The sequence below is a fragment of the Bradyrhizobium sp. CCGUVB23 genome, from assembly GCF_024199885.1.
GTDB lineage: Bacteria > Pseudomonadota > Alphaproteobacteria > Rhizobiales > Xanthobacteraceae > Bradyrhizobium.
The window spans coordinates 4,054,250-4,080,919 of record NZ_JANADQ010000001.1 but is presented as its reverse complement, the minus strand read 5'-3'; the positions used below and the strand labels follow the sequence as shown (position 1 = coordinate 4,080,919).

Genomic DNA, 26,670 nt, shown 5'->3' with positions numbered 1-26,670 from the left:
ACTGGATCGCCCGGTTCAAGCCGGGCGATGACAGCGGAGACTGAGGCGAGTTCGCGCTACACCGTCAATCCGCGCTGCTGCGCCAGCTCCTTCAGCGAAACCTGCGGGCGGGCGCCGATGTGCTGGATCACTTCGGCCGCGGCGAGCGCGCCGAGCTGGCCGCATTGCTTGTAGGAGAGATCCCGCGCGAGGCCGAACAGAAAGCCGGCAGCGAAGAGATCGCCGGCGCCGGTGGTGTCGACGAGCTTGTCGATCGGCGAGGCCGGCACCGCGACGGCATCTTCTGATGACACCACCATGCAGCCCTTCTCGCTGCGCGTGACCACGCCGAGATTGACGTCGTTGCGGAGCTGCTTGAGCCCGGCGTCGAAATCCGAGGTCATGTAGAGCGAATGCAGCTCGGACTCGTTGGCAAACACGATATCAACCGTGCCGTTCTTCATCAGCGACAGGAACTCGTCGCGATAGCGGTCGACGCAGAACGAATCCGACAGCGTCAGCGCCACCCTGCGGCGCGCATCATGCGCGATCTTCGCCGCCTTGAGGAAAGCATCCTTGGCGTTCTTGGGGTCCCAGAGATAGCCCTCGAGATAGACGATGCGCGCGGCCGCGATTTCGGCCGGATCGATGTCGGCGGGCGACAGGTCTTGCGCCGCGCCGAGATAGGTGTTCATGGTGCGCTCGCCATCCGCCGTCACCAGGATGTAGGAGCAGCCGGTGGCAGGGCCGTCCTTGGCGGCCGGCGTGTCGAAGGCAACGCCGGCAGCGCGGATGTCGTGCACATAGAGCTTGCCGATCTGGTCGTCCTTGACCTTGCCGACATAGGACGCCCGCGCCCCCAGGCTCGCAACGCCGACGATGGTGTTGGCGGCTGAGCCTCCCGACACTTCCGTGGCCGGGCCCATATCCTTGTAGATGGCGGCGGCGCGCGCCTCGTCGATCAGGGACATGCTGCCCTTGGTCATGCCGTGTTTGGCGAGAAAAGCCTCGTCGGTCCGGACCAGCACGTCGAACAGCGCGTTGCCGATCCCCAAGACGTCATATTTCGCGTCAGCCATTCACCTTGATCCTGTTGCCCGATTGCGGTTACGCGGAAAATCCGCTTCCTGTTCGGCTCGAAATCCGGCTCGCGGCCTATCACGTTAGGCCCCGCGCGAGCAAGCAACGAAGGGTTATCTTTTGACGCGTTTTCTTTACGCGAACCGGGACCACTTCGCTCGAAAACGCTATGGTATGTAGGCCCGATGATCCGCTCCTTCCTGACCGTTTCGACGGGAACATTGGCCTCACGGCTGCTGGGCTTTGCCCGCGACTCCCTGATCGCGGCGCTGCTCGGGACCGGTGCCGTCGCGGACGCATTTCTCGCCGCGTTCCAGCTCGTCAACGTGGTACGCCGGCTGCTCAGCGAAGGCGCGCTCAATGCGGCGCTGGTCCCGGCCTGGCTCGGCATCCGTGAGCGCGAGGGCGAAGAGGCCGCAGCGGCCTTCGCCGGCCGCGTGCTGGGGACGATCAGCGCGGCGCTGATCTTGGCCTCGATCGTGATCGCGCTGGTGATGCCGCTCATCATCACCATCATCGCGCCGGGCTTCGTCGGAAGCGACACGCGCGATCTTGCGGTAGCGAACGCGCGGCTGATGCTGCCCTATCTCGCCTTTGCCGGCCCGGTCACGGTGCTGATGGGGCTGCTCAATGCGCAAGGCCGCTTTGCACTCACGGCGTTCTCGCCGCTGCTGTTCAACATCGCGCTGATCGCCGCGATCGCAGCTCTGCTGCTGGGACACGCCGATGCGGTCTTCGCCGCATGGACGCTTGCCGCGACCGTCGGCATCGCCGGCCTCTTGCAACTGTTGATGCTGGGCTCGCAGCGCAGCGCGCGCCTCGCCACGCCCCTGCGCGTCACCTTCGACAAGAAAATGCGCGGCTTCTTCGCCAAGGCGATCCCCGGCATGATCGCAAGCTCGGGGCCGCAATGGCTGATGGTGGCGGGTGCCATCATTGCTTCGGCGACGCCGTCGGCCGTCTCCTGGCTCTATTTCGCCAACCGCCTGATCGAATTGCCGCTCGGCATCGTCGGTGTCGCCATGGGTACCGTGCTGGTGCCGGAGCTGACACGCGCGACCGGTAGCGGCGACCGCGGCGCCGTGGCGCATGCCGAATCTCGGGCGCTCGAGCTCGCCACGGGTCTCGCGCTGCCGGCGACCCTTGGCCTGATCGTGCTGGCCGAGCCGATCGTGCGGTTGCTGTTCGAGCATGGCGCGTTCGGCGCGGCCGACACTGCGGCCAGCGCACGCGCGCTGATGGCGCTGGCGCTCGGCCTGCCCGCCCATGTCCTGATCAAGGCCCTGTCGCCGGCCTTCTTTGCCCGCGGCGACACCATGGCGCCGCTGATCGCGACTGCAAAGGGGTTCGTGGTCGCCGTGGCGCTCGCGGTGGTTCTAGGCCATGTCTTCGGCGCAACGGGCATTGCAGCGAGCATCGCCTGCGGCGCCTGGAGCAGCGCGCTCTCGCTGCTTCGCAAGGGTGCAGACGAATTCGGCTTCGCGGTCGACGACGACGCCCGCAAGCGGCTGCCGCGGATCGCGCTCGCCGCGCTCGCCATGGGCACCCTGCTCTGGCTCACGACCGCGATCACGCCCGCCGGCGGCCACAGCCTGCTCGGGTTGATCGTTCTCGGCCTTCAGATCACGGGTGGCCTGGTGGCCTATGGCCTGTTCCTGAAACTGCTCGGCATCGCGTCCTGGCGCGAGGCCGTTGCCGCCTTGAGGCGGCCGGCGCATCAGGACCGGGGCGCGTAAGAGCAGCGAATTACACTTGACGGAGCAGCGCCGCTGTTGGAAACGACGGCCCGTACCTTCCAGGAAAGCTTGCCAGGAAAGCTGCCATGCCATTCGTTGAACGGGTTTTTTCGGGCGTCCAGCCGACGGGCAATCTGCACCTCGGCAATTACCTCGGCGCGATCGTCAACTTCGTGAAGATGCAGGAAACGCACAACTGCATCTATTGCGTGGTCGACATGCATGCGATCACGCAAGGCGTGGACGTCTGGGGCGGACCGGCCGAGCTCGCGCGCAACACCCGCGAGGTGACCGCGGCGTTCATTGCTAGCGGCATCGATCCGAAGAAGCACATCGTGTTCAACCAGAGCCAGGTCGCCGGCCACGCCGAGCTTGCCTGGATCTTCAACTGCGTCGCGCGCATGGGCTGGCTCAACCGCATGACCCAGTTCAAGGAGAAGGCCGGCAAGGACCGCGAGAACGCCTCCGTCGGCCTCTACGATTATCCCGTGCTGATGGCGGCCGACATCCTGCTTTATCGCGCCACGCATGTTCCGGTCGGCGAGGACCAGAAGCAGCATCTCGAGCTTTCGCGCGACATCGCGCAGAAGTTCAACAACGATTTTGGCGATTCGATTCGTGGTCACGGCTTCGGCGACGGCCTGTTCTTCCCGCTGCCGGAGCCGCTGATCACGGGGCCCGCGACGCGCGTGATGAGCTTGCGGGACGGCACCAAGAAGATGTCGAAGTCGGATGCGTCGGACTACTCGCGCATCAATTTGACCGACGATGCCGACACCATCGCGCAGAAGGTCCGCAAGGCGAAGACCGATCCGGAGCCGCTGCCGACGGAGGAGAAGGGCCTGGAAGCGCGCCCCGAGGCCGACAACCTTGTCGGGATCTTCGCCGCGCTGTCGGGCCGGGCGAAAGCCGACGTGCTGCGCGATTTCGGCGGCGGCCAGTTCTCCAGCTTCAAGAACGCGCTGGTCGATCTCTGCGTGACAAAGCTGGCGCCGATCGCCGGCGAAATGAAGCGCCTGGTTGCCGATCCCGGTCACATCGATACCATCCTGAACGACGGCGCCGACCGCGCGCGCGCGATTGCGGACGAGACCATGGCGCTTTCCAAGGACATCGTCGGCTTCATCCGCAAGCGCTAGTCGGCGGACGACGCCGATGAGAACGCCAGACTTCGAAAGAGATGGCTGGCGCCTCGGAGACGGGGAGGAGCGCCACCGCGCTACCCCCGAGACCTTTCAAATTCCGGATCTCGCCGTCCGGAAGCTTCTCCAGCCTGGCGACTACGCCAAGCTGATCTTCGAGATTGTCGTCGAGGGTGAAGAACACCCATCCGTTGAGCGGATGTGGGTGATCGTCCGCGAGCGCAAGGCGAATGGCTATGTCGGCATGCTCGCGAATCAACCCGCTTCTGTCGCTGAGAACGATCAGTTTTGGCTAGGAACCGAACTGCCGTTTGAGTACCTGCACATCATTTCCGTGCAGCCGGGCGACGCAGAGAGTGTTGCAGCCGCGAAGGCGCCCGTGCCGATCCCCTGGAATCGTCCAGACTAGGGCTCAGATCGGCGACGCCGCTTGTCGAAGACGGCCACACCGTGGCAGCATGCCGGGCGGGGATACGCCGGGACATGCATGAGCAGCAAGCGACGATGCTTTGAGCCGGGTCACAAGCCCAAATGCCTTGTCATCGTCGACGACACCGCCGAATGGGACCGCGCGGTCTATTACGCCAGCCGCTGGGCGATCCGCGCCGGCGGCGGCGTGGTGATGCTGCGCATCATCGAGACCGAGGACCAGAACCAGCAATGGCTCGGTGTCGCCGACATCATGCGCGCTGAAGCGGAGGAGGCGGCGAACGCCGCGCTCGATCGCGCCGCCGGCCGCGCCAACGGCATCGCCGCGATCACGCCGGAACGCGTGATCCGGGAGGGCTACCCGATGGAACAATTGCTCGAGGTCATCGACCAGGATCCGGATATCGCGATGCTGGTGCTCGCGGCCAATCCCGGCGCCGAGGGACCGGGGCCGCTCGTCGCGCTGCTCGCCAATGCCGTCGGCACGTTCCCGATTCCGGTGACGATCATCTCGGGCGAGCTGAGCGACCCCGAGGTCGACGCGCTGTCATAGGACCGTTTCCCCCTCCCCGTTAACGGCGCGAGGGGTTAACCCGCTGATCCCGCAGCAAAACTTCCCCACCCGCCCCTTGACCGTGCGTTTGGCGTCGCCATCTGGTACTGAAAGCTCACGCGCCGGCCTTGAACCGGCGACGTCCGGAGAGAGCCATGTTTATTCAGACCGAAGCTACCCCCAATCCCGCCACGTTGAAGTTCATCCCAGGCCGCCTCGTATCCGACGGCGGCCCGATGGAATTCGCCTCGCGCGAGGCCGCCGCCCGCTCGCCGCTCGCCGAAAAACTGTTCGACGTGCCCGGCGTCACCAGCGTGTTCTACGGCAGCGACTTCATCACCGTGACCAAGGCGAGCGGTGAATGGCAGCAGCTCAAGCCCGCGATCCTCGGCGCGATCATGGAGCATTATATGTCCGGCGCGCCGCTGCTCGCCGATGGCGTGGCCGCCAGTGACGACAACCTCGACGAGGAAGACGAATTTTTCGACGAGGCGGATGCAGAGACGGTCGACATGATCAAGGATCTGATCGAGACCCGTGTGCGTCCCGCGGTCGCGAATGATGGTGGCGACATCACCTTCCGCGGCTTCAAGGACGGCGTCGTCTACCTCAACATGAAGGGCGCCTGCTCCGGCTGCCCGTCCTCGACCGCGACGCTCCAGCACGGCATCCAGAACCTGCTCAGGCATTTCGTGCCCGACGTGGTCGAAGTCCGGCCGATGTGATTTGGCCGCGAATGGCGAGTAGCGAATGGCGAATGAAACCCCGATCGGTTAGGCTGCTCGCTATTCGCCACTCGCCATTCGCTTTTTTATGCTGATCCTTGCCATCGATACTGCGCTCGACGCCTGCGCCGCGGCCGTGCTCGACACCGAAACCGCCGAACTGCGCGCGCAGGAATCGCTGCCGATGAAGCGCGGGCATGCGGAAGCTTTGATGCCGCTGATCGCGCGGGTGATGCAATCGGCCGAGCTCAGCTTCACCGCGCTCGACCGCATGGCGGTTACCACCGGTCCCGGCAGCTTCACGGGGCTGCGCGTCGGGATTTCGGCCGCGCGCGGACTTGCGCTCGCAGCCGGCAAGCCGGCGGTGGGGCTGACGACGCTGTCGGCCTATGCTGCCGCCATCATCAGCCAGAACAAGCCGGCACCTGTCATCTCCGCAATCGACGCGCGGCATGACCACGTCTATTTTCAGATCGTCGCCGGCGACGGCAGCCAGCTCGTGCGGCCAGGAGTTGCGGGCGTCGATGAGGCGATCGCCGCCTCGCAATTCGGCGCGCCGCATCTGGTCGGCAATGCCGCCAAAATTCTCGCCGATCGCTGGCCGAAGGACGCAGCCCAACCGATCGCCGTCGATCCGCAGGCCGCGCCCGACATCAATTGGGTGGCCTGGCTGGGTGCAGCCGCCGATCCCGACACCAATCCGGCGCGTCCGTTCTATTTGCGGGCGCCCGATGCGAAACCGGCCGCCATGCCGCCACTCGCAGCACACGCCGCAACTCCATGATGAATTGGCTCGCCGAATGGTGGCGCGGCGGCACCGCCCTCGTCGAGGGCGCGAGCGCGCGCGACGCTGCGCGCCTCGCGCAACTGCATGGCGCAGCCTTTGCGCGCGGCTGGGGCGAAGGCGAATTCGAAAGCATGATGAGCGAGCGCAACACGCTGGTGCATCGCTTGCGATTGGGCCGCAAGACGATCGGTTTTGCGGTCTCGCGGATGGGCGCCGACGAGGCGGAAATCCTCTCCATTGCCGTCGACCAGGCCTATCGCGGCCGCGGGTTCTCCCGCGCGCTGCTCTTGACCCATCTCGGCCACCTCGCCGGCCGCGGCGTGCGCACTATATTTCTCGAAGTTGAGGAAAATAACCGGCCGGCGCGGGCCCTCTACGACGGCATCGGATTCATGGTGGTCGGGCGCCGCGAACGCTACTATAAGCAGGCGAACGGGGAACAATTGAACGCACTTCTGATGCGACGTGACTTGTCGTAACATCGACTGAACAAGGCGCCCGCCAGGCAGACAACCCTATGACCGTACTCAAACATTCTTCTGCGACCAAGGCGACCGGCATCGAGGCGCGCTGTGCCGCCACCGGCATGCGCATGACCGAGCAGCGCCGCGTCATCGCCCGCGTGCTCGCGGAAGCCGTCGATCACCCCGATGTCGAGGAACTCTATCGACGCTGCGTCGCCGTCGACGACAAGATCTCGATCTCGACCGTCTATCGCACCGTAAAACTGTTCGAGGATGCCGGCATCATCGAGCGCCACGATTTCCGCGAGGGCCGCGCGCGCTACGAGCAGATGCGCGACAGCCATCACGACCACCTCATCAATTTGCGCGACGGCAAGGTGATCGAGTTCACCTCCGAAGAGATCGAGAAGCTGCAGGCGGAGATCGCCCGCAAGCTCGGCTACAAGCTGGTCGATCACCGGCTCGAGCTCTATTGCGTCCCGCTCGACGACGAGAAGCCTGCAAGTTAGTGCCTGTAGACCTTATCATCTTCGACTGCGACGGCGTGCTCGTTGACAGCGAGGTGATCTCCTGTCGCGCGCATGCGGATGTGCTGACGCGCCACGGCTACCCGATCACACCGGAGCAGGTATTGGTCCGCTTCCTCGGCGTATCCGAGCGGGATGCGCGGCTGATGGTCGAACAGGAAATCGGCCGCAAGCTACCTGACGATCTGGAGCAGCAGGTGAATGCGGCGACGCTGCAATTTTATGCCAGCGATCTGCTGCCGATCACCCATGTGGCCGCCGCGATTGGCGCAATCGATTTGCCCAAATGCGTTGCATCGAGCGGCACACCGGAGAAGATCCGTCACGGCCTGTCTTGTGCCGGGCTATACGATATGCTTGCTCCGCACATCTTTTCCGCAAGCCAGGTCGCACGCGGCAAGCCCGCACCCGATCTGTTTCTGTTCGCCGCCGAGCATATGAAAGCCGCGCCGGAACGATGCCTCGTGATCGAGGACAGCGTTCCCGGGGTGACGGGTGCGCACGCTGCCGGGATGACCGTGCTCGGCTTTCACGGCGGTAGCCACTGCCCACCGGGTCACGCCGCCAGGCTGCGTGCGGCCGGCGCTGGATTGACGTTCGATGACATGCGGCGGTTGCCGGAGCTGGTCCGGCAGGTCGCGGCCGACCCTGAGCTTTTGGCGTGAAGAATGTGCGGTGAACTTGGACGAGCAACACGAAATTCAGCTGATTGGCGCCGGTGACGACGAGAGAGCTGTGCTCATCGAGCACGACGTTGGTGATACGTGCAGGCTGAGCTGCACTTATCGCGGAAGGAAAATCGAAGCCAACGCTGACGATTTCTTCGAGGCTCTGTGCCTGATACGCCGTCAGCTTGAACCTGAGGGGTTCATCCCATTCTGCTACGGTGCCAGCCTCAATGTGTATCCTTCTGGAATGGCGAGAGACATGGGACGGGGCCTGAAGGCATACCGGCTGACCAAGGGTGCCCACGTGCACATGACCGATCTCGTCGAAATCTTCGAAACGGGGCCTGATGTCATCCCCGCCTCGGTTGATGCGCAGGATGCGTTCTGGAGAGAATGGCTCGCCACCCCGCGCCGGTAGGTTGATACACCCAGGTCGCCGGAGCTTGGCCTGCCATCGTCGTTTCGGGGCATCGCGCCGCGATTAGCCCGGAATCCAGGGGATTTGGCGCGAGATTCCGGGTTCGATGCTTTGCATCGCCCCGGAATGACGGTCTCTGAGGGGTCCAATCGCTGGATTTTCGCCCCTACAGCCTATATCTGAGGGCCGTTCTCCACCTCAAATCCGGGTTCCATGACGCCGCCGCGCAAGCTGCACATCAAATCATATGGCTGCCAGATGAACGTCTACGATGCCCAGCGCATGGTCGACACGCTGGCGCCGGAAGGATTCGTGGAGACGGCGAGCACAGAGGATGCCGACCTCGTCATCCTCAACACCTGCCATATCCGCGAGAAGGCGTCGGAGAAGGTCTATTCCGAGCTCGGGCGCCTGCGCGTCGCCAAGGACGAGGCCGCGCGCGGTGGCCGCACCATGCAGATCGCGGTCGCCGGCTGCGTCGCGCAGGCCGAGGGCGAGGAGATCGTGCGCCGCGCTCCGGTGGTCGACGTCGTGGTCGGGCCGCAGAGCTATCACCATTTGCCGGAGCTGTTGAAGCGCGCAGGCCATGACGGCCGCGCGATCGAGACCGAATTTCCGGCGGCCGACAAGTTCGGCTTCCTCGCCCAGCCAAAGCCCGAGGCGATCCGCGCGCGCGGCATCTCCGCCTTCGTCACCGTGCAGGAAGGCTGCGACAAGTTCTGCACCTTCTGCGTCGTGCCCTATACGCGCGGCGCCGAGGTGTCGCGTCCGGTTGCGAAGATCGTCGACGACGTGAAGCGGCTAGCCGACCATGGCGTGCGCGAACTCACGCTGATCGGCCAGAACGTCAACGCCTATCACGGCGAGGGACCGGACGGACAAAGCTGGCCGCTCGGCAAGCTGCTCGAGCATCTCGCGCAGATTCCCGGCATCGTTCGGCTGCGCTATTCGACCAGCCATCCCCGCGACGTCGACGACAGCCTGATTGCGGCCCACCGCGACCTTCCCGGCCTGATGCCCTTCGTGCACCTGCCGGTGCAGTCGGGCTCGGACCGGATCCTGGCGGCCATGAACCGCAAGCATACCGCCGATGAATACCGGAAGATCATCGACCGTTTCCGGGCTGTACGCCAAGACATTGCTTTTTCATCAGATTTTATCGTGGGTTTCCCTGGGGAGACCGAGCAAGATTTTCGCGCGACCCTCGCACTGGTCACACAAATCAGCTACGCTGCAGCCTACTCGTTCAAATATTCGGCCCGGCCGGGAACCCCAGCCGCGGAGATGCAGGAGACGGTGTCCCTAGTCGAGATGGACCAGCGATTGGAGCGGCTCCAGGAGTTGATCGACGCCCAGCAATCGGCCTTCAACAAGGCTGCGATTGGTACAACCGTCGACGTGTTGTTCGAGCGCGAGGCGCGCAAGGACGGCCAGATCGTCGGTCGCACCGCTTACCTTCAGCCCGCACATGTGATGGCATCGCCCGATATCATCGGAAAAATCCTGCCGGTTCGCATCGACAGCCTCGAACGCTACAGCCTGCTCGGCGAGCTCGTGACGCCCGAGCCCGCGCAGCGGCCCGCTTTATCGCCAATCGCCACTGGAGCCTGAAACCCTTGCCAAAAAGCGCATCGGATTCGTCTTCGTTCGCTCCCAGCCGCAAATTTGACCGCGACATGCAAGTTCCGCCCGAAACCCAGGTCGTCATCGACTTCGACGACAACCGCGCCGCTTCCGCGCTGGTCGGCCCCTACGGGCAGAATCTGGCGCAGGTCGAGCGCCGGCTCGGCGTCGTCGTCGACTCCAAGGGCAACCACATCACCATCGGCGGCACGCGCGACGGCTGCGACGCGGCGCGGCGCGTGCTGGAGATGCTCTACGCCCAGGCGGTGAAGGGACAGGATCTCGACCAGGGCGAGGTCGAAGGCGCGATTCGTGCCGTGATCGCGCAGGGCTCGCTGTTCGAGTTCGACGCCAAGTCGGCCAAGTCGACCTTCGAAAGCATCAATTTGCGCAAGCGCCCGGTGCGCGCGCGTACCGCCGCACAGGATTCCTACATCCGCGCACTGAAACGCCATGAGCTGGTGTTCGGTATCGGCCCCGCCGGCACCGGCAAGACTTGGCTCGCGGTCGCGCACGCCGCGCAACTGTTCGAGCGCAAGGAGGTCGACAAGATCATCCTGTCGCGCCCGGCCGTGGAGGCCGGCGAGCGACTCGGCTTCCTGCCCGGCGATCTCCGCGAGAAGGTCGATCCCTATCTGCGCCCGATCTACGACGCGCTCTATGACCTGATGGACGCGCGCATCGTCGAGCGCGCGCTCCAGACCGGCGAGATCGAGATCGCGCCGCTCGCCTTCATGCGCGGCCGCACCCTGACCAATGCCGTGATCATCCTGGACGAGGCGCAGAACACCACCTCGATGCAGATGAAGATGTTCTTGACGCGTCTCGGCGAGAACAGCCGCATGATCGTGACCGGCGATCCGTCGCAGATCGACCTGCCGAACGGCCAGACCTCCGGCCTGTCGGAGGCGACCCGTCTGCTCGGCGGCGTCGAGGGCATTTCACAAGTTCATTTCACCGCCGAGGACGTGATCCGCCACGAGCTCGTGGCGCGGATCGTTGCCGCCTATGAGGGGTCGGCACAGCGGCCGGCCGCAGGCAAGCCATAGCGAGAAAAGCCGGATCGAAAGACGCAAGACAAGCGTCGTCCGCTCCGAACAACACCATGTCGCATTCCAACCTTCCCATGACCGAGGTTCTCGTCGTTGCCGATTGCTGGCAGGGCGAGCCCGATGCCGAGGCGGTGATCCAGCGCGCGATCGCCGCGGCGGCCTCTTTCGTCGACGACGACGTCACGGATGCCGAAGTGGCCGTGATGCTGACCGATGATTCCGGCATCCGCACGCTGAACAGCAACTGGCGCGGCATCGACAAGCCGACCAACGTGCTGTCCTTTCCCGCGCTCCAGCCGGAGGGCGAATGGAAGGCGGGCGATGCGCCGCGCATGCTCGGCGACATCGCGATCGCGTATGAGACGCTGCGGCGCGAGGCGGACGAGGAACAGAAGCCGTTCGACCACCATTTGAGCCATCTCGCGGTGCACGGTTTCCTGCACCTGATCGGCTACGACCACGAAAACGACGCTGACGCGGAGGAGATGGAAGCGCTCGAACAGGACGTCCTGGCCCAGCTCGGTATCCCAGACCCCTATGCAGAGCGCTGACGGATCGATTGAGATGGCGGATTCCGAACCAATCCACGACAATCCGCGAAACACCCGCAACCTGCCCGCGGTGGTGCAGCCGGGCGAGATCGCGCGTCCGACCGCCGAAGGCTGGCTGATCCGCGCGATCCGCACGCTGTTCGGCTGGAAGGCGGGATCGGTCCGCGACGATCTCCAGGTCGTGCTCGACGCCACGACGCCTGACGATGCCGGCTTCTCCGCCGTCGAGCGCACCATGCTGCGCAACATCCTCAACCTGCATGAGCGCCGTATCGCCGACGTCATGGTGCATCGCGCCGACATCATCGCGGTGAAGCGCGACATCCCGCTCGGCGAGCTGATGGACCGTTTCGAGAGCGCGGGCCATTCCCGCTTCGTGGTCTACAACGAGACGCTCGACGATCCCGTCGGCATCGTGCACATCCGCGACCTCCTGACCTTCATGACAGCCAAGGCCCGCGTCTCGGAGGCCACCAAGACCAAGCGCAAGAAGCCGCTGCCTGCCGGTCTCGATTTGCGCGCGGTCGACCTCGCGCTGCCGCTGCAGGACGCCAACATCATCCGCAAGCTCCTCTACGTGCCGCCCTCGATGCGGGCGATCGACCTGCTTGCGCAGATGCAGGCCTCGCGCATCCATCTCGCGCTCGTGGTCGACGAATATGGCGGCTCTGACGGGCTGGTCTCGCTCGAGGATATCGTCGAGCAGATCGTCGGCGAGATCGACGACGAGCACGACAGCGACGAGCCGCCGTCGATCGTGCGCCAGCTCGACAATTCCTTCATCGCCGATGCGCGCGCGAGCATCGACGACGTCCGCTCCGTGATCGGCGAGGATTTCGTCACTGGCGAGGCGGGTGAAGAGGTCGAGACGCTCGGCGGCTATCTCGTCAGCTTCGTCGGCCGCCTGCCGGTACGCGGCGAGGTGATCTCCGGCCCCGGCAATTACGAGGTCGAGGTGCTCGACGCCGACCCGCGCCGCGTCAAGCGGCTGCGCATCGCGGCCCGCAAAGAGCGTCCGGCCCCGCGCACCCAGCGCGAAAGCCGCCGCCGCGAGGCCTCACCCGATCAAGGTACGCCGCCATCCGGTGACGCGCCCAATCCGCCGCCCAGCGACGGAGCCGGCACGCAGTGACCCCGGCGCAACGACTTCGGATGGTCGCTCTTGCCATCATCCTCACCTGGGGATGGAAGCGCGCGCTCATTGCCATGGCGGCCGGCGCGCTCTCGGTGCTGGCGCTCTCACCGTTCAACGCCTGGCCGGTGCTGTTCCTGACCTTTCCGGTGCTGGTCTGGCTGATCGACGGTGCCGGCGGCGGCCGGTTCGGTGGCGTTCCAGCCGCTGCGCTGACCGGCTACTGGTTTGGGCTCGGCTATTTCGTCCCCGGCCTCTACTGGATCGGCTACGCCTTCTTCGTCGATGCCCAGACCTTTGCCTGGCTGACGCCGTTCGCGGTGCTGGGCCTGCCGGCCTATCTCGCGATCTACACGGCGATCGGCTTTGGCCTGGCACGGCTGCTCTGGACCAAGGACGGCGGGCGCATTCTCGCGCTCGCGGCTAGTCTCACCGTCGCCGAATGGTTGCGCGGCCATGCCCTGACCGGCTTTCCCTGGAATGCCTTCGGCTATGCGTTGTCCGAGCCGCTGCCGCTGGCACAGACCGCGTCCCTGATCGGCCTGTGGGGCATGACGTTCCTGACGGTCGCGATCTTCGCCAGTCCCGCGGTGCTGATCGACCGCACCGCGGATCGGAAAATGCCGTGGCGCGTGCCGGTCGCAGCGATCGCATTGCTGATCGTCATGGGCATCTTCGGCGCGATCCGCCTGTCGCTGCATCCAACGACGATGGCGGCGGGCGCAAAGCTCCGCCTGATGCAGCCGAATCTCCAGCAGGACGCCAAGTTCAACTACTCCGCCAAGGCGGAGGTGATGAAGAAGTACCTCGCTTTGTCGGACCGCGCCTCCGGACCCCAGTCGACCGGCGTACGCGATGCCACCATCCTGATCTGGCCTGAATCCGCCTTTCCGTTCTTCCTGACCCGCGAAGCCGACGCGATGGCGCAAATCGCGGACCTCCTGCCGAAGGGAACGGTGCTGATCACGGGGTCGGTCCGTGCGCCCGATCTGCCGCCCGGCACGCGAATCACGCGCGCCTATAACTCGATCTACGTGATCGACCACGACGGCAGCGTGCTTTCCGTCTACGACAAGCTGCACCTGGTACCGTTCGGAGAATTTCTTCCCTATCAGGATCTGATGGAGAAGCTCGGCTTCGAGCAACTGACCCGGGTTCAGGGCGGCTTCATTCCCGGCACCCTGCGGCACGCGCTGCCGGTGCCGAGCGCGCCGTCCGCGCTACCGCTCATTTGCTACGAGGCCATCTTTCCCGGTGACGTTGCGGGACGCGAAGAACGCCCGGGCTGGATCGTCAACCTGACCAATGACGGCTGGTTCGGAATTTCCACTGGCCCGCACCAGCACATGGAGCAGGCGCGGATGCGCGCCATCGAGCTCGGATTGCCGCTGGTCCGCTCGGCAAATACAGGGATTTCGGCGGTCGTCGATCCCGTCGGCCGGGTCGTCGCCAGTCTTGGCCTCGGCATCGAAGGCGTGCTGGATTCGGGCCTGCCCACTGCGATCCCGCCGACCGTGTATGCCAGGGTCGGCGACATTCCGGCCGCGATCCTCGTCGCGCTCGCCGTCATTCTTGCAGTGCGCAAGCGCGTTGCCAGACGGCTTCCCTGATCGCCGGCGGCGCTGCCGGTAAACTTTTGACAACCGTAATCCACCGGTTGACAGAGCGGCGGCGCGCTCCGCATTCTGCCCTTGCTGCACCAAGACAGTGGGGCGTTGCTAAATTTCTCCGCAATGTTTCCCAAAAATCCCAAGAGAGGTTTTGGCGACGTTATCACCTGACGCATACTCCCCTGTTGCGCTAAAGGTGTCTGAGGAGGGCAGAGGAGATGTCGAAAGCGCCCAACCCTGTTGACAAATATGTCGGCAGCCGCGTGCGCATGCGCCGCATCATGTTGGGCATGAGCCAGGAGAAGCTTGGCGAAGCGCTTGGCCTGACGTTCCAGCAGATCCAGAAATACGAGAAGGGCACCAACCGGGTCGGCGCGAGTCGCATTCAGCAGATCGCGGAAATCCTCCAGGTGCCGGTGTCGTTCCTGTTCGAGGGCGGACCGAGCGGCACGCCGGGCCCCGAAGGCTTCAGCGAGGGCGCCTCGCCCTCCTACGTCTCCGACTTCCTCGCCACGTCCGAAGGGCTGGCGCTGACGAAAGCCTTCACCCGGATCACCGATTCCAAGCTGCGCCGCTCGATCGTCGATCTCGTCGAGCAGATTGCCGCCCGCGAAGGCCCCGACAACCGCTGACGCGCCCTGCATTCGGGCCATGAGGCTGCGCCAAATCTGGCCTATGTCGTGATGTGCGGTCCGCGTATAAGGCGCGCGACCTTCCGCGACATTGCTCACCCCGAGGCTTTAGGCGACGACATGTCCAGCTCAAATCCGTTCGACACTGCGACCATCCTCGAGGGCATTCGCCACTGGGTGGAGATCGAGACGCCGACGGAGGCGCCTGAGCAGGTCAACAAGCTGATGTCTGTCGTCACAGAGCAGCATCGCGACCTGCCCGTCACGACCGAACGCGTCGCGGGCATCAATGGCTGCGGTGATCATCTCGTGGTGCGTTCGGCATGGGGACAGGACAGACCCGGCATTGTCGTGCTCAGCCATCTCGATACAGTACACCCGATGGGCTTCATCGAGCGCCTGCCCTTCAAGGTCGAGGGCGACAGCGCCTTCGGCCCCGGCATCTACGACATGAAGGGCGGCGCCTATATCGCCCATCACGCATTCCGCAACCTGTGCGCCACGTCCGACCGCTCGCCGCTCGGTATCACCCACATATTCACCTCGGACGAGGAGATCGGCAGCCCGACTTCGCGCGCGCTGATCGAAGCGGAAGGACGCAAGGCCAAATATGTGCTGGTGACGGAGCCGGCGCGCGACGGCGGCAAGATCGTCACGGGCCGCAAGGGCGTCGGGCGATTCGAAATCTTCATCAAGGGCGTGCCCGCGCATGCGGGCTCGCGGCCCGAGGATGGCCGCAGCGCCATCCGCGAGCTCGCCCACATCATCCACGCACTTGAGGGGATGAACGATCTCGAGCGTGGCGTCACCGTCAATGTCGGCGTGGTGCGCGGTGGCACGCGACCCAACGTCACGCCGGAAGAAGCCCATGCCGAGGTCGACCTGCGCGTGCTCAGCAATGCCGACGCCGAAGAATTCGTCGGAAAGATTCTTGGGCTGACATCGAAGACCGAAGGCGTCACCGTCAAGGTGACGGGCAACCTCAACCGGCCGCCCTACGAAAAGAGCAATTCCGGCGCCTCGCTCTATGAGCACGCGAAAACGCTGGCGGGCGAGCTCGGCTTCGACCTGATCGACACCCACACCGGCGGCGGATCGGACGGCAATTTCACCGCGGCCCATACCGCGACGCTCGACGGGCTCGGCGTCGACGGCAAGGGCGCACACACCCATTATGAGCAGCTCTACGTCTCCTCGCTCGAGCCGCGCGCGCGGCTGCTCTATCGCCTGTACCAGACGCTGCGATGAGCGAGCGCAGATCGGATCCGGCTCGCGCTGACGACGGCGAACGCGCGTTCTTCGGCCGCCGCAAGGGGCACAAGCTCCGCCAGCACCAGGCCGACCTCGTTGCGCATCTGCTGCCGCATCTCACGCTCGACATCACGCAAGGCGCGCCTGCGAATGCGCGCGAGATCTTCGATCCCGCCGCGCAAGCGCTGCGGCTCGAGATCGGCTTCGGCGGCGGCGAGCATCTGGCGGCGGAGGCGCAAGACTTTCCGGCCACCGGCTTCATCGGCTGCGAGCCCTATGTCAACGGCATGGCAAAGATCCTCGCGCAGATCGAGGCGCGCAATATCGGCAATATCCGCTTGTTCGCGGGCGATGCCGCCGAGCTGCTGGCCTGGCTGCCGAACTCTTCGCTGTCGCGGATCGACCTGATCCATCCCGATCCCTGGCCGAAGCGGCGGCACTGGAAGCGACGCTTCGTCCAGGACAAGACCATTGCCGCGATAGCGCGCGTGCTTAGAAGCAGCGGCGAATTCCGCTTCGTCTGCGACATCGACGATTACTGCGCCTGGACGCTGTCGCATCTCGCGCGCTCGCCGGATTTCGTCTGGCTCGCCGAGCGCGCCGACGATTTTCGGAAGCCCTGGGACGGCTACACCATGACGCGCTATGGCAGAAAAGCCGAGCGCGAGGGCCGCAAGGCGGCGTATTTGCGATTCAAACGACTATAGTTGTCATTCCGGGGCGATGCGCAGCATCGAACCCGGAATCTCGGGATTCCGGGTTCGCGCTTCGCGCGCCCCGGAATGACAGAAGAATTGACCTCAGATCGTCTGGCGGCTGCGCCAGAAATTCACGACGCGCTCGGCGGTCGACGGCATCAGCTTGGTGAAGTTCATTCGCGCCGCTTCGATATCGGCATCTGCGGGCGCGCGCTGCGGGCCGTACCACAACAGGATCAGGGCGCGCACGGTGGGCCAGCCGAAATTCAGAACCCGGCCCAGGATCAGGATCGGATCGTAACGGTCGCCGGCGATCAGCCGGTCGAGCACGGAGAGCCTGACGCCGGACATCGCGGACAGCGCAGCGATGGATTCCTCATATTTGTGGGCCTTGGCGAAGCCGAGCAGCGCGCTTTCGCCGAGGTGACCTTCGCGATGCAGGCCGAGCACGGTGCGCTGTGCCGCCGCATAATCGCGCCGCGGACCTGGCGGCAGCGAGGCCTCCTCGAGCTCGTTCATCGCGCGCCTGATCTCGGCCTGGCGCGCAGGCTTGACCACGCTCGACAGACGACGGCGGATGACGTCGAGCGTTCCGCCCAGGAGGTCCCTGAGCTGGTCGCCGGAGAGATCGTCGCGCTGGCCGATCTTGAGCGTCAGCACGCCGTCCTGTGCCGCACGCTTGATCAGCTCCGAATAGCCTCCTGCCGAGAACATCGCACCGGCATTGCCGACGGCACGCCGCACCACGTCGCGATCGCCGCGCTCGACCAGCACATCGGTGATGTCGGCGGACAGGACGGGTCGCTCGGTCATGGCAAGAAGGTGGCCCTGACCTTTCAGGCGCGCAATCTCCAGCAGCGCGGCTTCGTCGAGCACCGGCGAGCGGCGCAGCACGGGGCCCGCCACCTGAATTTCGTTTTCGCGCGCGAGCTGACCGACGAGATGGCGCGGCGCGTTTGCCACGCGCGAAAACCGTTCGGCAAGATCGATGCGCGCCGTCAGGTCGGCATGCGGAACGAGGTCGATCAGGAGATTGTCGAAGAGATCGACGAGATCAGGTCTGAGCTTGGCGGCGTCCTGGAAGAACAGGTCGGCGACGGCGCGCGCGATGTCGCTGCGACGCCGGGGGTCGCCACGCCTGACGATCTCGTCCAGTCCGGGAATGAGCGACGTGGCAACGGTCATGAAACGCAAACTCGCATTGGGCACGCCGGGAGTACACGAGAAGCCTTAAAATGCGCCGCCAGCAGGCAATTTAGGCCATCCTTGGTGAAGGAACGGTTAGGCCATGGGCCGCACAAAAAGCCGCTCCTGGGGCGGCCGGGCCTTGTCGAGAGGGGCGAAAAGCGCTATATCCGCGCCAACTTATCTTCTCATACGATCGGTATTGAGAGTGGGCCCGGAAGGACCCGCTCTTTTTTGTTACCTGCATCGACGACGAGATCGGGCGACCACGTCTGCGAGGGCCGACCGACCCCACGAGTTCCCTAAAGCAGCTTAAAGCAAGCGTTAACCACTAGAAGCGTCTTGACCCCTGATATGATCGAACCCAGCGCTGGTTCCACAGATACCGAGCTATTGGCCGAGCCGCGGCTCGTGGTCGAGCCGGGCGTGGCCGCGCGGGTCTCGGCGATCGCGGGCCCCGTGCTGCAAGGCATGGGCTATCGCCTGGTGCGGATCCGCATCTCCGGGGAAGCCGGCTGCACGGTCCAGGTCATGGCGGAGCGGCCGGACGGCTCGATGCAGATCGAGGATTGCGAGGCGATCTCGCGGGCGCTGTCGCCGGTGCTCGACGTCGCCGATCCCATCGACCGCGCCTATCGGCTGGAGATATCCTCGCCGGGGATCGACCGGCCGCTGGTGCGCCGCTCCGATTTCGAGCGCCATCTGGGTCACCTCGTGAAGATCGAGATGGCCGTCGCCCATGACGGGCGAAAGCGCTTCCGCGGCACCGTTGCCGGCATCGAAGGCGACCGCGTTCGCATCACGCGCGACGACGTCAAGGCCGGCGAGGACACCGACGTTCTCCTGGTGATGGAGGATATCGGCGAGGCGCGACTGGTCCTGACCGACGAGCTGATCGCGGAGTCCATGCGCCGGGGCAAGGCGCAGGAACGCGAGATGCGCCGCAATCTCGGCCTGGAGCCGCCGCAACCGGCGCACGCCAAGATCAGCGAAAAGACGACCAAGAACACCAAGCCGAAAAAGAACCCGGCACCGAAGAACACCAAGCAACATCGCCTGGCCGCCGAACGGGCGCGGCGCGGCGAAATCGAGCCTGACGAAGGAGACTAACCATGGCAGTCAGCGCCAATCGACTTGAATTGCTGCAGATCGCCGACGCCGTTGCGCGCGAGAAATCGATCGACCGCGGTATCGTCATTGCCGCGATGGAGGACGCCATCGCGAAGGCGGCGCGCGCCCGTTACGGCAGCGAGACCGACGTTCACGCCGAGATCGACCCCAAGAAGGGCGAGCTCCGGCTGTCGCGCCACATGCTGGTCGTCGACAAGGTTGAAAATCATTCCAACCAGATTTCACTGGTCGACGCGCAGCGCGCCAATCCCGGCGCCCAGGTCGGCGACACCATTGCCGATACGCTGCCGCCGCTGGAATATGGCCGCATCGCCGCGCAGTCCGCCAAGCAGGTCATCGTGCAGAAGGTGCGCGAGGCCGAGCGCGACCGGCAGTACCAGGAATTCAAGGACCGCATCGGCGACATCGTCAACGGTGTCGTCAAGCGTGTCGAATATGGCAGCGTGATCGTCGATCTCGGCCGTGGCGAAGCCATCATCCGCCGCGACGAGATGCTGCCGCGCGAGGTGTTCCGCAACGGCGATCGCGTCCGCGCCTATATCTTCGACGTGCGCCGCGAGACCCGCGGCCCGCAGATCTTCCTCTCCCGCACCCATCCGCAGTTCATGGCGAAGCTGTTCGCGCAGGAAGTGCCGGAAATCTATGACGGCATCGTCGAGATCAAGGCGGTGGCCCGCGATCCCGGCTCGCGCGCGAAAATCGGCGTGATTTCCCGCGATTCCTCGGTCGATCCGGTCGGCGCCTGCGTCGGTATGCGCGGCTCTCGCGTGCAGGCGGTGGTGAACGAATTGCAGGGCGAGAAGATCGACATCATCCCCTGGTCGCCGGATATCGCGACCTTCGTGGTCAACGCGCTGGCGCCGGCCGAAGTGTCCAAGGTCGTCATCGACGAGGACCGCGAGCGCATCGAGGTCGTGGTGCCCGACACCAACAACCAGCTGTCGCTGGCGATCGGCCGCCGCGGCCAGAACGTCCGCCTCGCCTCGCAGCTTACCGGCTGGGACATCGACATCCTGACCGAGCAGGAGGAATCGGAGCGCCGCCAGGCCGATTTCGAGAACTCCACCCGCGTCTTCATGGAATCGCTCAATGTCGACGAGGTGGTCGGTCAATTGCTGGCGTCCGAAGGCTTCACCTCGGTCGAGGAACTGGCGATGGTCGACGTCAAGGAACTCGCCGGCATCGAAGGTTTCGACGAGGAGACTGCGCAGGAGCTGCAGAACCGCGCGCGCGAATATCTGGAGCAGCAGGAAGCCGAGCTCGAGGCCAAGCGCAAGGAACTCGGCGTCGAGGATGCCGTCAAGGACGTGCCCGGCGTCACCTCGAAGATGCTGGTGAAGTTCGGCGAGAACGACATCAAGACTGTCGACGACCTCGCCGGCTGCGCCACCGACGACCTGGTCGGCTGGACCGAGCGCAAGGAAGGCGGCGAGCAGACCAAGTTCAAGGGCGCGCTCGACGGCATCGACATCTCCCGCGACGATGCGGAGGCGATGATCATGCAGGCGCGCGTCAAGGCCGGCTGGATCACCGAGGCCGACCTCGCCAAGCCCGCTGAAGACGCCGAGGCGTCCGAACAGCAGCCGGCTTAAGGGCGATCAGGAGATGTCGCCCGGATGCTTGCCAGCAGTGACCCCGAACTCGACCATGGACCGCGGACCGAAAGGTCCGCGACCATGCGCATGTGCGTGGTCAGCCGAAAGGTCCGGCCGATCGACGAGCTGATCCGCTTCGTCGTTTCACCCCAGGGCGATATTGTTCCCGACCTCAAGCGCAAGCTCCCTGGCCGGGGCATGTGGATATCGGCCTCGCGACAGGCGGTTGCGGAAGCCGTCCGCCGTAACCATTTCAGCAAGGCCTTCAGGCGCAATTTGCGCGTCCCGCCGACGCTTCCCTCTGACACGGAAACGCTGCTGGTTCGGAGTGTGACCGAGGCGCTGGCGATTGCCACCAAGGCGGGCCAGGTACTGGCCGGTTTCGGCAAAGTCGAGACCGCCCTGAAAGAGGGAGCGGTTGCAGTCCTGATCCACGCCAGTGACGGAGCTCAGGACGGAATCCGCAAATTGGACGCGATGGTGCGGCAAAACGAGCGGAATCGCGACGAGAAGACGCAAATTCCGGTCGTCACCGCATTGAAATCGGCAGAATTGGATTTGGCACTAGGCAGGTCAAATGTGATACATGCTGCGCTGCTCGCGGGCCCGGCGAGCAGGACATTCCTGTCACGTAGCCAGATGCTGGTCCGATACCGGATGGCGGACGATGACGAGACTGCCGAAAAGCGCGGCCAGGATTTCTGAAGACAAACGACGACCGGTATGACGGTGCGGCAACGCACAACGACAACAAGATTAGGACTGCTGAATGGTTGATACCAAGACCCCTGGCGACAAGAAGCTGAGCGTTCCGAGCAAGACGCTGACGCTCAAGCCGCGCGTCGAAACGGGCACCGTGCGCCAGAGCTTCAGCCATGGCCGCAGCAAGCAGGTTGTGGTCGAGAAGCGCGGCAAGCGCCGGATCGGGGACACCGAGCCGCACACCCCTGAGGTTGCGAAGCCGGCGCCGGCCGCCCCCGCTCCTGCGGCGCGCCCGGCTCCGCCGCCCGCCGCGCCGCGCAACGCCAATTCCGGCGTGGTGCTGCGCACGCTGACCGAGGACGAACGTTCCGCCCGCGCCAGCGCGCTGGCCGATGCCAAGCTGCGCGAGGTCGAGGAACGCCGCCAGGCCGAGGAAGAAGCCCAGCGCCGCGCCATCCGCGAAACCGCCGAGCGCGCTGAGCGCGAGGCCGCTGAAGCCCGCCGCAAGGCCGAGGACGAACGTCATCGCCACGAAGACGAAGCCAAGCGGAAGGCCGAGATCGAGGCCAAGAAGCGTTTTGGCGAAGGCGAGCAGCCGCAATCTGCGGCGCGCACCGCGACGGCAGCACCGGCGGCTCCTGCGCCGCGGCCCGGGACGACCAGTGCGCGGCCGACGGCCTCCGCGGCCCGGCCCGCAACGACCACGCAGCGGCCGGCCGGCCCGGCGGGTCGCGCCCCCGCAGTCGCCGCCGGACCGGACGAGGACGAGGGTCCGCGCCAGATCCGCCGCGGTCCCGGCGGCGTCGCGCGTCCGGCGGCAGCCCCCAAGACCACCCACAAGCCCGGCCCGCAGAAGGAGCGCGGCCGCCTGACGGTCGTCACCGCGCTCAATGCCGACGAAGTGCGCGAGCGCTCGATCGCCTCGTTCCGCCGACGCACCCAGCGCCTGAAGGGCCATGCCTCGAACGAACCGAAGGAAAAGCTGATCCGCGAGGTGACGATCCCGGAAGCGATCACCATCCAGGAACTCGCCAACCGCATGTCCGAGCGCGCGGTCGACGTCATCCGCATGCTGATGAAGCAGGGCGCGATGCACAAGATCACCGACGTGATCGACGCCGACACTGCGCAGCTCATCGCTGAAGAACTGGGTCACACCGTCAAGCGCGTCGCCGCGTCGGACGTTGAGGAAGGCCTGTTCGACGCCGTCGACGATTCCACCGACACCGAAACGCGGTCGCCCGTCGTGACCGTGATGGGCCACGTCGACCACGGCAAGACCTCGCTGCTCGACGCGCTCCGTCATGCCAATGTGGTCTCGGGCGAAGCCGGCGGTATCACCCAGCATATCGGCGCCTATCAGGTCCTGTCGCCTGAGAGCGGCAAGAAGATCACCTTCATCGACACGCCCGGCCACGCCGCGTTCACCGCCATGCGCGCTCGCGGCGCCAAGGTCACCGACATCGTCGTGCTGGTGGTCGCGGCCGACGACGGCGTGATGCCGCAGACGGTCGAGGCCATCAACCACGCCAAGGCGGCGCGCGTGCCGATCATCGTGGCGATCAACAAGATCGACAAGCCCGACGCAAAGCCCGAGCGCGTGCGCACCGAGCTGCTCCAGCATGAGGTGCAGGTCGAATCGTTCGGCGGCGAAGTCGTCGACGTCGAGGTCTCCGCCAAGAACAAGACCAATCTCGACAAGCTGCTCGAGATGATCGCGCTGCAGGCCGAAATCCTCGACCTGAAGACCAATTCGCAGCGTCCGGCCGAGGGCACCGTGATCGAGGCCAAGCTCGACCGCGGCCGTGGTCCCGTCGCGACCGTGCTGGTCCAGCGCGGCACGCTCCGTGTCGGCGACATCATCGTCGCAGGCGCCGAGATGGGCCGTGTCCGTGCGTTGATCTCCGATCAGGGCGACACGGTGCAGGAGGCAGGTCCGTCGGTGCCGGTCGAAGTGCTCGGCTTCAACGGTCCGCCGGAGGCCGGCGACCGTCTCGCGGTCGTCGAGAACGAAGCCCGCGCCCGGCAGGTCACCAGCTACCGCGCGCACCAGAAGCGCGAGAACGCGGCAGCCTCGATCTCCGGCATGCGTGGCTCGCTCGAGCAGATGATGTCGCAGTTGAAGACCGCGGGCCGCAAGGAATTCCCGCTGATCGTCAAGGCCGACGTCCAGGGCTCGCTGGAAGCGATCCTCGGCTCGCTCGAGAAGCTCGGCACCGACGAAGTCGCAGCCCGCATCCTGCATGCCGGTGTCGGCGGCATCTCGGAATCCGACGTGACGCTCGCTGAAGGCTTCAACGCAGCGATCATCGGCTTCTCGGTTCGCGCCAACAAGGAGGCGGCCGCGGCCGCCAAGCGCAACGGCATCGAGATCCGCTACTACAACATCATCTACGACCTCGTGGATGACGTGAAGAAGGCGATGAGCGGTCTGCTCGCGCCGACCCTGCGCGAAACCATGCTGGGCAATGCCGAGATCCTGGAGATCTTCAACATCTCCAAGGTCGGCAAGGTCGCCGGCTGCCGCGTCACCGACGGTACCGTGGAACGCGGCGCCAATGTGCGCCTGATCCGCGACAACGTCGTCGTGCACGAAGGCAAGCTGTCGACGCTGAAGCGCTTCAAGGACGAAGTGAAGGAAGTGCAGGCCGGCCAGGAATGCGGCATGGCCTTCGAGAGCTACCACGACATGCGCGTGGGCGACGTGATCGAGTGTTATCGAGTGGAGACGATCCAGCGCTCCCTGTAAGTCCAAATCTTACCGAAGCGCCTGGATCTTTTTGAACTGAAATTGCGAGAGCGCGATGGCCGGATTCATTCCGGCCATCGACGTCTCATTCGTTCAACATGACAATGACAATGCCCGTGTCCCATCACAGGCATGATGAGGTGATTTTTCAGAGAAATGCCCCGCCACCATCAGAAAAAGAGCTCCGCGCCCGGCGGCTCGCAGCGACAGTTGCGCGTCGGCGAGCAGGTTCGCCATGCGATGGCCGATATTCTGGCGCAAGGCAATGTGCATGATGCGGACCTCGAAGGCCACATCATCACCGTGCCGGAGGTACGGATGTCGCCGGATTTGAAGCTCGCGACCATCTACGTGATGCCGCTCGGCGGCCGCGACACCGAACGCGTGATTGCAGCGCTCGATCGCAACAAGAAATTCCTGCGCGGCGAAGTCGCGCGGCGCGTTAACCTGAAATTTGCACCTGACATTCGCTTCCGCGTCGACGAGCGATTCGACGAAGCGGAACGGATCGAGAAATTATTGCGAACGCCTGCGGTGCAAAAAGACTTGGACAAGGATCTGGAACAGTATCCGGATTCGGATCGGGAAGAAGAACAATGATGACGGACCCGGCTCACGGTGCAATCGGCACCGAAGACGCTGATTCGCGCGACGTGCAAAAAAATAATTTTGCCGAGATGCGCGGCGACGCCACGCCGCATGCGCAGGAGCGCCGCGTCAACAATGATCCGCGCGCCAAGCAGCAGAAGAGCAATCAGCCGCGCCGCGACCGGCGCGATGTGCACGGCTGGGTCGTGCTCGACAAGCCGATCGGAATGACCTCGACGCAGGCGGTTGCGGTGGTGAAGCGCCTGTTCCAGGCCAAGCGCGCCGGCCACGCCGGCACCCTCGATCCGCTCGCCTCCGGCGGCCTGCCGATCGCGCTCGGGGAAGCCACCAAGACCGTCCCCTTCGTGATGGACGGCCGCAAGCGCTACCGCTTCACCGTCTGCTGGGGCGAGGAGCGCGATACCGATGATATCGAGGGCCGGGCGACCGCGACCTCCGACCAGCGCCCGACCCGGGAGGCCATCGTGGCGCTGCTGCCCCGGTTCACCGGCGTCATCGAGCAGGTCCCGCCGCGCTATTCCGCGATCAAGGTCCAGGGCGAGCGTGCCTACGACTTGGCGCGCGACGGCGAGGTCGTGGAACTGGCCCCCCGCCCGGTTGAGATTCACCATTTATCCCTTGTGGATCAACCAGATAGCGATCGAGCGGTATTCGAAGCCGAATGCGGCAAGGGGACCTATGTCCGCGCGTTGGCCCGCGATATGGGCCGGATTCTTGGCACTTTCGGCCATATCTGCGCGCTGCGGCGGACCCTGGTCGGTCCATTTGGCGAGAACGACATGATTCCGCTGGATCAGTTGGAGGCTTTGTGCCATAGAGCCGCGTCCGGCGAGGGCAGCCTCGCCGACGCGCTTTTGCCCGTTGAGACCGCGCTGGACGACATCCCGGCACTGGCCGTCACTCGGGCTGATGCGGCAAGGCTCCATCGGGGCCAGGCCGTTTTATTGCGCGGACGGGATGCGCCCACTTGTAGCGGCACAGTCTATGTCACGGTGGCAGGCCGTCTTTTGGCGCTTGCTGAAGTTGGCAATGGCGAAATCATCCCCAAGCGTGTGTTCAACCTGACCGGCCTGACTGCCAGCACCGGTCGCAACGAGAGAAATTGACGATGTCGATTGCCGCAGAACGCAAAGCGGAAGTCATCAAGACGAATGCCACCAAGGCCGGCGACACCGGCTCGCCTGAGGTCCAGGTCGCGATCCTTTCGGAACGCATCAACAACCTCACGAACCACTTCAAGACCCACGTGAAGGACAACCATTCGCGCCGCGGCCTCTTGAAGCTCGTGTCGACGCGCCGTTCGCTCCTCGACTACCTCAAGAAGAAGGACGAGGCGCGGTACAAGGCGCTGCTCGAGAAGCACAACATTCGTCGTTAAGAGCTCTTGCGCGCGCCACCGGCGCGCGTTTTTGCGCGTGGTTTCGAACGAAAGCACTTTTTTCAAGGTTTTTGATCGAGGCTCACGCGCATGTCGGGTGCGGGCCAATACCGATTCGCATCCGGGGCATGATGGTCGAAGGCCGCGATTTGGCGTTCACGCTCATGCCGACTGACCTGTCCAGCAGCAATCCGGCGGCTGGGCGCAACGGGCAAGGCGCCCGTATGACCCGAAAGGATGGACGCCATCCGAAATCCAAAAACC

At 64.9% G+C, this 26,670-nt stretch carries 27 protein-coding genes; 25 read left to right on the top strand and 2 right to left on the bottom strand.

From position 1 onward, the window contains the following. Nucleotides 1-56: 56 nt before the first annotated feature. Nucleotides 57-1,058: an adenosine kinase gene (locus NLN62_RS18660; protein ID WP_254109786.1), complete on the bottom strand. Its 1,002-nt coding sequence runs from the start codon at nucleotides 1,056-1,058 to the stop codon at nucleotides 57-59. Between the two features lie 186 nt (nucleotides 1,059-1,244). Between NLN62_RS18660 and murJ the strand changes: the two genes are divergently transcribed. The 18 genes from murJ (at nucleotide 1,245) to trmB (ending at nucleotide 17,066) form a co-directional block, all read left to right on the top strand. Beyond that, a complete protein-coding gene (murJ, locus tag NLN62_RS18655; protein WP_254109785.1) occupies nucleotides 1,245-2,795 on the top strand; it encodes a murein biosynthesis integral membrane protein MurJ in 1,551 nt (516 codons plus the stop codon). Nucleotides 2,796-2,881: 86 nt separating this feature from the next. After that, a complete protein-coding gene (trpS, locus tag NLN62_RS18650; protein WP_254109784.1) occupies nucleotides 2,882-3,934 on the top strand; it encodes a tryptophan--tRNA ligase in 1,053 nt (350 codons plus the stop codon). 16 nt (nucleotides 3,935-3,950) lie between these two features. Continuing rightward, nucleotides 3,951-4,346, top strand: a complete 396-nt coding sequence (locus NLN62_RS18645) for a hypothetical protein (RefSeq protein ID WP_051390305.1) — start codon at nucleotides 3,951-3,953, stop codon at nucleotides 4,344-4,346. 78 nt (nucleotides 4,347-4,424) lie between these two features. Further along, nucleotides 4,425-4,919 (top strand): universal stress protein, encoded by a 495-nt coding sequence (locus NLN62_RS18640; protein ID WP_027528346.1) that lies wholly within the window; start codon nucleotides 4,425-4,427, stop codon nucleotides 4,917-4,919. Nucleotides 4,920-5,074: 155 nt separating this feature from the next. Beyond that, complete coding sequence (locus tag NLN62_RS18635; protein ID WP_254109783.1) at nucleotides 5,075-5,644, top strand: NifU family protein; 570 nt, start codon at nucleotides 5,075-5,077, stop codon at nucleotides 5,642-5,644. Between the two features lie 88 nt (nucleotides 5,645-5,732). Continuing rightward, nucleotides 5,733-6,428 (top strand): tRNA (adenosine(37)-N6)-threonylcarbamoyltransferase complex dimerization subunit type 1 TsaB, encoded by a 696-nt coding sequence (gene tsaB, locus NLN62_RS18630; protein WP_254109782.1) that lies wholly within the window; start codon nucleotides 5,733-5,735, stop codon nucleotides 6,426-6,428. Beyond that, the gene (gene rimI / locus NLN62_RS18625; protein WP_254109781.1) at nucleotides 6,425-6,910 is read left to right on the top strand and encodes a ribosomal protein S18-alanine N-acetyltransferase; all 486 of its coding nucleotides are present in this window, start codon (nucleotides 6,425-6,427) and stop codon (nucleotides 6,908-6,910) included. The genes tsaB and rimI overlap by 4 nt, the downstream gene beginning before the upstream one ends. Nucleotides 6,911-6,948: 38 nt before the next feature. Then, nucleotides 6,949-7,404 (top strand): Fur family transcriptional regulator, encoded by a 456-nt coding sequence (locus tag NLN62_RS18620; RefSeq protein WP_254109780.1) that lies wholly within the window; start codon nucleotides 6,949-6,951, stop codon nucleotides 7,402-7,404. After that, the gene (locus tag NLN62_RS18615) at nucleotides 7,404-8,087 is read left to right on the top strand and encodes an HAD family hydrolase (RefSeq protein WP_254109779.1); all 684 of its coding nucleotides are present in this window, start codon (nucleotides 7,404-7,406) and stop codon (nucleotides 8,085-8,087) included. The genes NLN62_RS18620 and NLN62_RS18615 overlap by 1 nt, the downstream gene beginning before the upstream one ends. A gap of 10 nt (nucleotides 8,088-8,097) precedes the next feature. After that, the gene (locus tag NLN62_RS18610; RefSeq protein WP_051390304.1) at nucleotides 8,098-8,508 is read left to right on the top strand and encodes a hypothetical protein; all 411 of its coding nucleotides are present in this window, start codon (nucleotides 8,098-8,100) and stop codon (nucleotides 8,506-8,508) included. Nucleotides 8,509-8,721: 213 nt separating this feature from the next. Then, nucleotides 8,722-10,119 carry a tRNA (N6-isopentenyl adenosine(37)-C2)-methylthiotransferase MiaB gene (gene miaB, locus NLN62_RS18605; protein WP_254109778.1) on the top strand — a complete coding sequence of 466 codons (1,398 nt, stop codon included), beginning with the start codon at nucleotides 8,722-8,724 and terminating at the stop codon, nucleotides 10,117-10,119. 65 nt (nucleotides 10,120-10,184) lie between these two features. Continuing rightward, nucleotides 10,185-11,180, top strand: coding sequence for a PhoH family protein (locus NLN62_RS18600; protein WP_027528338.1), 996 nt, complete (start codon nucleotides 10,185-10,187; stop codon nucleotides 11,178-11,180). 56 nt (nucleotides 11,181-11,236) lie between these two features. Beyond that, nucleotides 11,237-11,734, top strand: coding sequence for an rRNA maturation RNase YbeY (gene ybeY / locus NLN62_RS18595; RefSeq protein ID WP_027528337.1), 498 nt, complete (start codon nucleotides 11,237-11,239; stop codon nucleotides 11,732-11,734). 13 nt (nucleotides 11,735-11,747) lie between these two features. Continuing rightward, entirely contained in the window at nucleotides 11,748-12,866 is a 1,119-nt protein-coding gene (locus NLN62_RS18590; RefSeq protein WP_027528336.1) for a hemolysin family protein, read from the top strand. After that, the gene (gene lnt, locus NLN62_RS18585) at nucleotides 12,863-14,476 is read left to right on the top strand and encodes an apolipoprotein N-acyltransferase (protein WP_254109777.1); all 1,614 of its coding nucleotides are present in this window, start codon (nucleotides 12,863-12,865) and stop codon (nucleotides 14,474-14,476) included. The genes NLN62_RS18590 and lnt overlap by 4 nt, the downstream gene beginning before the upstream one ends. Before the next feature lie 218 nt (nucleotides 14,477-14,694). After that, on the top strand, nucleotides 14,695-15,108 hold the full coding sequence (locus NLN62_RS18580; protein WP_027528334.1) for a helix-turn-helix domain-containing protein: 414 nt from the start codon (nucleotides 14,695-14,697) through the stop codon (nucleotides 15,106-15,108). Between the two features lie 120 nt (nucleotides 15,109-15,228). Beyond that, complete coding sequence (locus NLN62_RS18575) at nucleotides 15,229-16,356, top strand: M20 family metallopeptidase (protein ID WP_254109776.1); 1,128 nt, start codon at nucleotides 15,229-15,231, stop codon at nucleotides 16,354-16,356. Beyond that, entirely contained in the window at nucleotides 16,353-17,066 is a 714-nt protein-coding gene (gene trmB, locus NLN62_RS18570) for a tRNA (guanosine(46)-N7)-methyltransferase TrmB (protein WP_254109775.1), read from the top strand. The genes NLN62_RS18575 and trmB overlap by 4 nt, the downstream gene beginning before the upstream one ends. A 93-nt stretch (nucleotides 17,067-17,159) precedes the next feature. Here trmB and NLN62_RS18565 read toward each other — a convergent pair whose 3' ends face one another. Then, nucleotides 17,160-18,242: a DUF2336 domain-containing protein gene (locus tag NLN62_RS18565; protein WP_027528331.1), complete on the bottom strand. Its 1,083-nt coding sequence runs from the start codon at nucleotides 18,240-18,242 to the stop codon at nucleotides 17,160-17,162. A gap of 354 nt (nucleotides 18,243-18,596) precedes the next feature. Between NLN62_RS18565 and rimP the strand changes: the two genes are divergently transcribed. From rimP to rpsO, 7 genes are all read left to right on the top strand, one after another. Continuing rightward, nucleotides 18,597-19,352 (top strand): ribosome maturation factor RimP, encoded by a 756-nt coding sequence (gene rimP, locus NLN62_RS18560; RefSeq protein WP_254109774.1) that lies wholly within the window; start codon nucleotides 18,597-18,599, stop codon nucleotides 19,350-19,352. A gap of 2 nt (nucleotides 19,353-19,354) precedes the next feature. Continuing rightward, the gene (nusA, locus tag NLN62_RS18555) at nucleotides 19,355-20,965 is read left to right on the top strand and encodes a transcription termination factor NusA (RefSeq protein WP_027528329.1); all 1,611 of its coding nucleotides are present in this window, start codon (nucleotides 19,355-19,357) and stop codon (nucleotides 20,963-20,965) included. 24 nt (nucleotides 20,966-20,989) lie between these two features. Next, nucleotides 20,990-21,673 carry an RNA-binding protein gene (locus NLN62_RS18550; protein ID WP_254109773.1) on the top strand — a complete coding sequence of 228 codons (684 nt, stop codon included), beginning with the start codon at nucleotides 20,990-20,992 and terminating at the stop codon, nucleotides 21,671-21,673. 64 nt (nucleotides 21,674-21,737) lie between these two features. Further along, nucleotides 21,738-24,419 carry a translation initiation factor IF-2 gene (infB, locus tag NLN62_RS18545; RefSeq protein ID WP_254109772.1) on the top strand — a complete coding sequence of 894 codons (2,682 nt, stop codon included), beginning with the start codon at nucleotides 21,738-21,740 and terminating at the stop codon, nucleotides 24,417-24,419. A gap of 156 nt (nucleotides 24,420-24,575) precedes the next feature. Further along, on the top strand, nucleotides 24,576-25,019 hold the full coding sequence (gene rbfA, locus NLN62_RS18540) for a 30S ribosome-binding factor RbfA (RefSeq protein WP_027528326.1): 444 nt from the start codon (nucleotides 24,576-24,578) through the stop codon (nucleotides 25,017-25,019). Beyond that, complete coding sequence (gene truB, locus NLN62_RS18535; protein ID WP_254109771.1) at nucleotides 25,016-26,134, top strand: tRNA pseudouridine(55) synthase TruB; 1,119 nt, start codon at nucleotides 25,016-25,018, stop codon at nucleotides 26,132-26,134. Before rbfA ends, truB begins: the two co-directional genes overlap by 4 nt. A gap of 2 nt (nucleotides 26,135-26,136) precedes the next feature. Beyond that, nucleotides 26,137-26,406, top strand: coding sequence for a 30S ribosomal protein S15 (gene rpsO, locus NLN62_RS18530; RefSeq protein WP_008540131.1), 270 nt, complete (start codon nucleotides 26,137-26,139; stop codon nucleotides 26,404-26,406). Nucleotides 26,407-26,670: the final 264 nt, after the last annotated feature.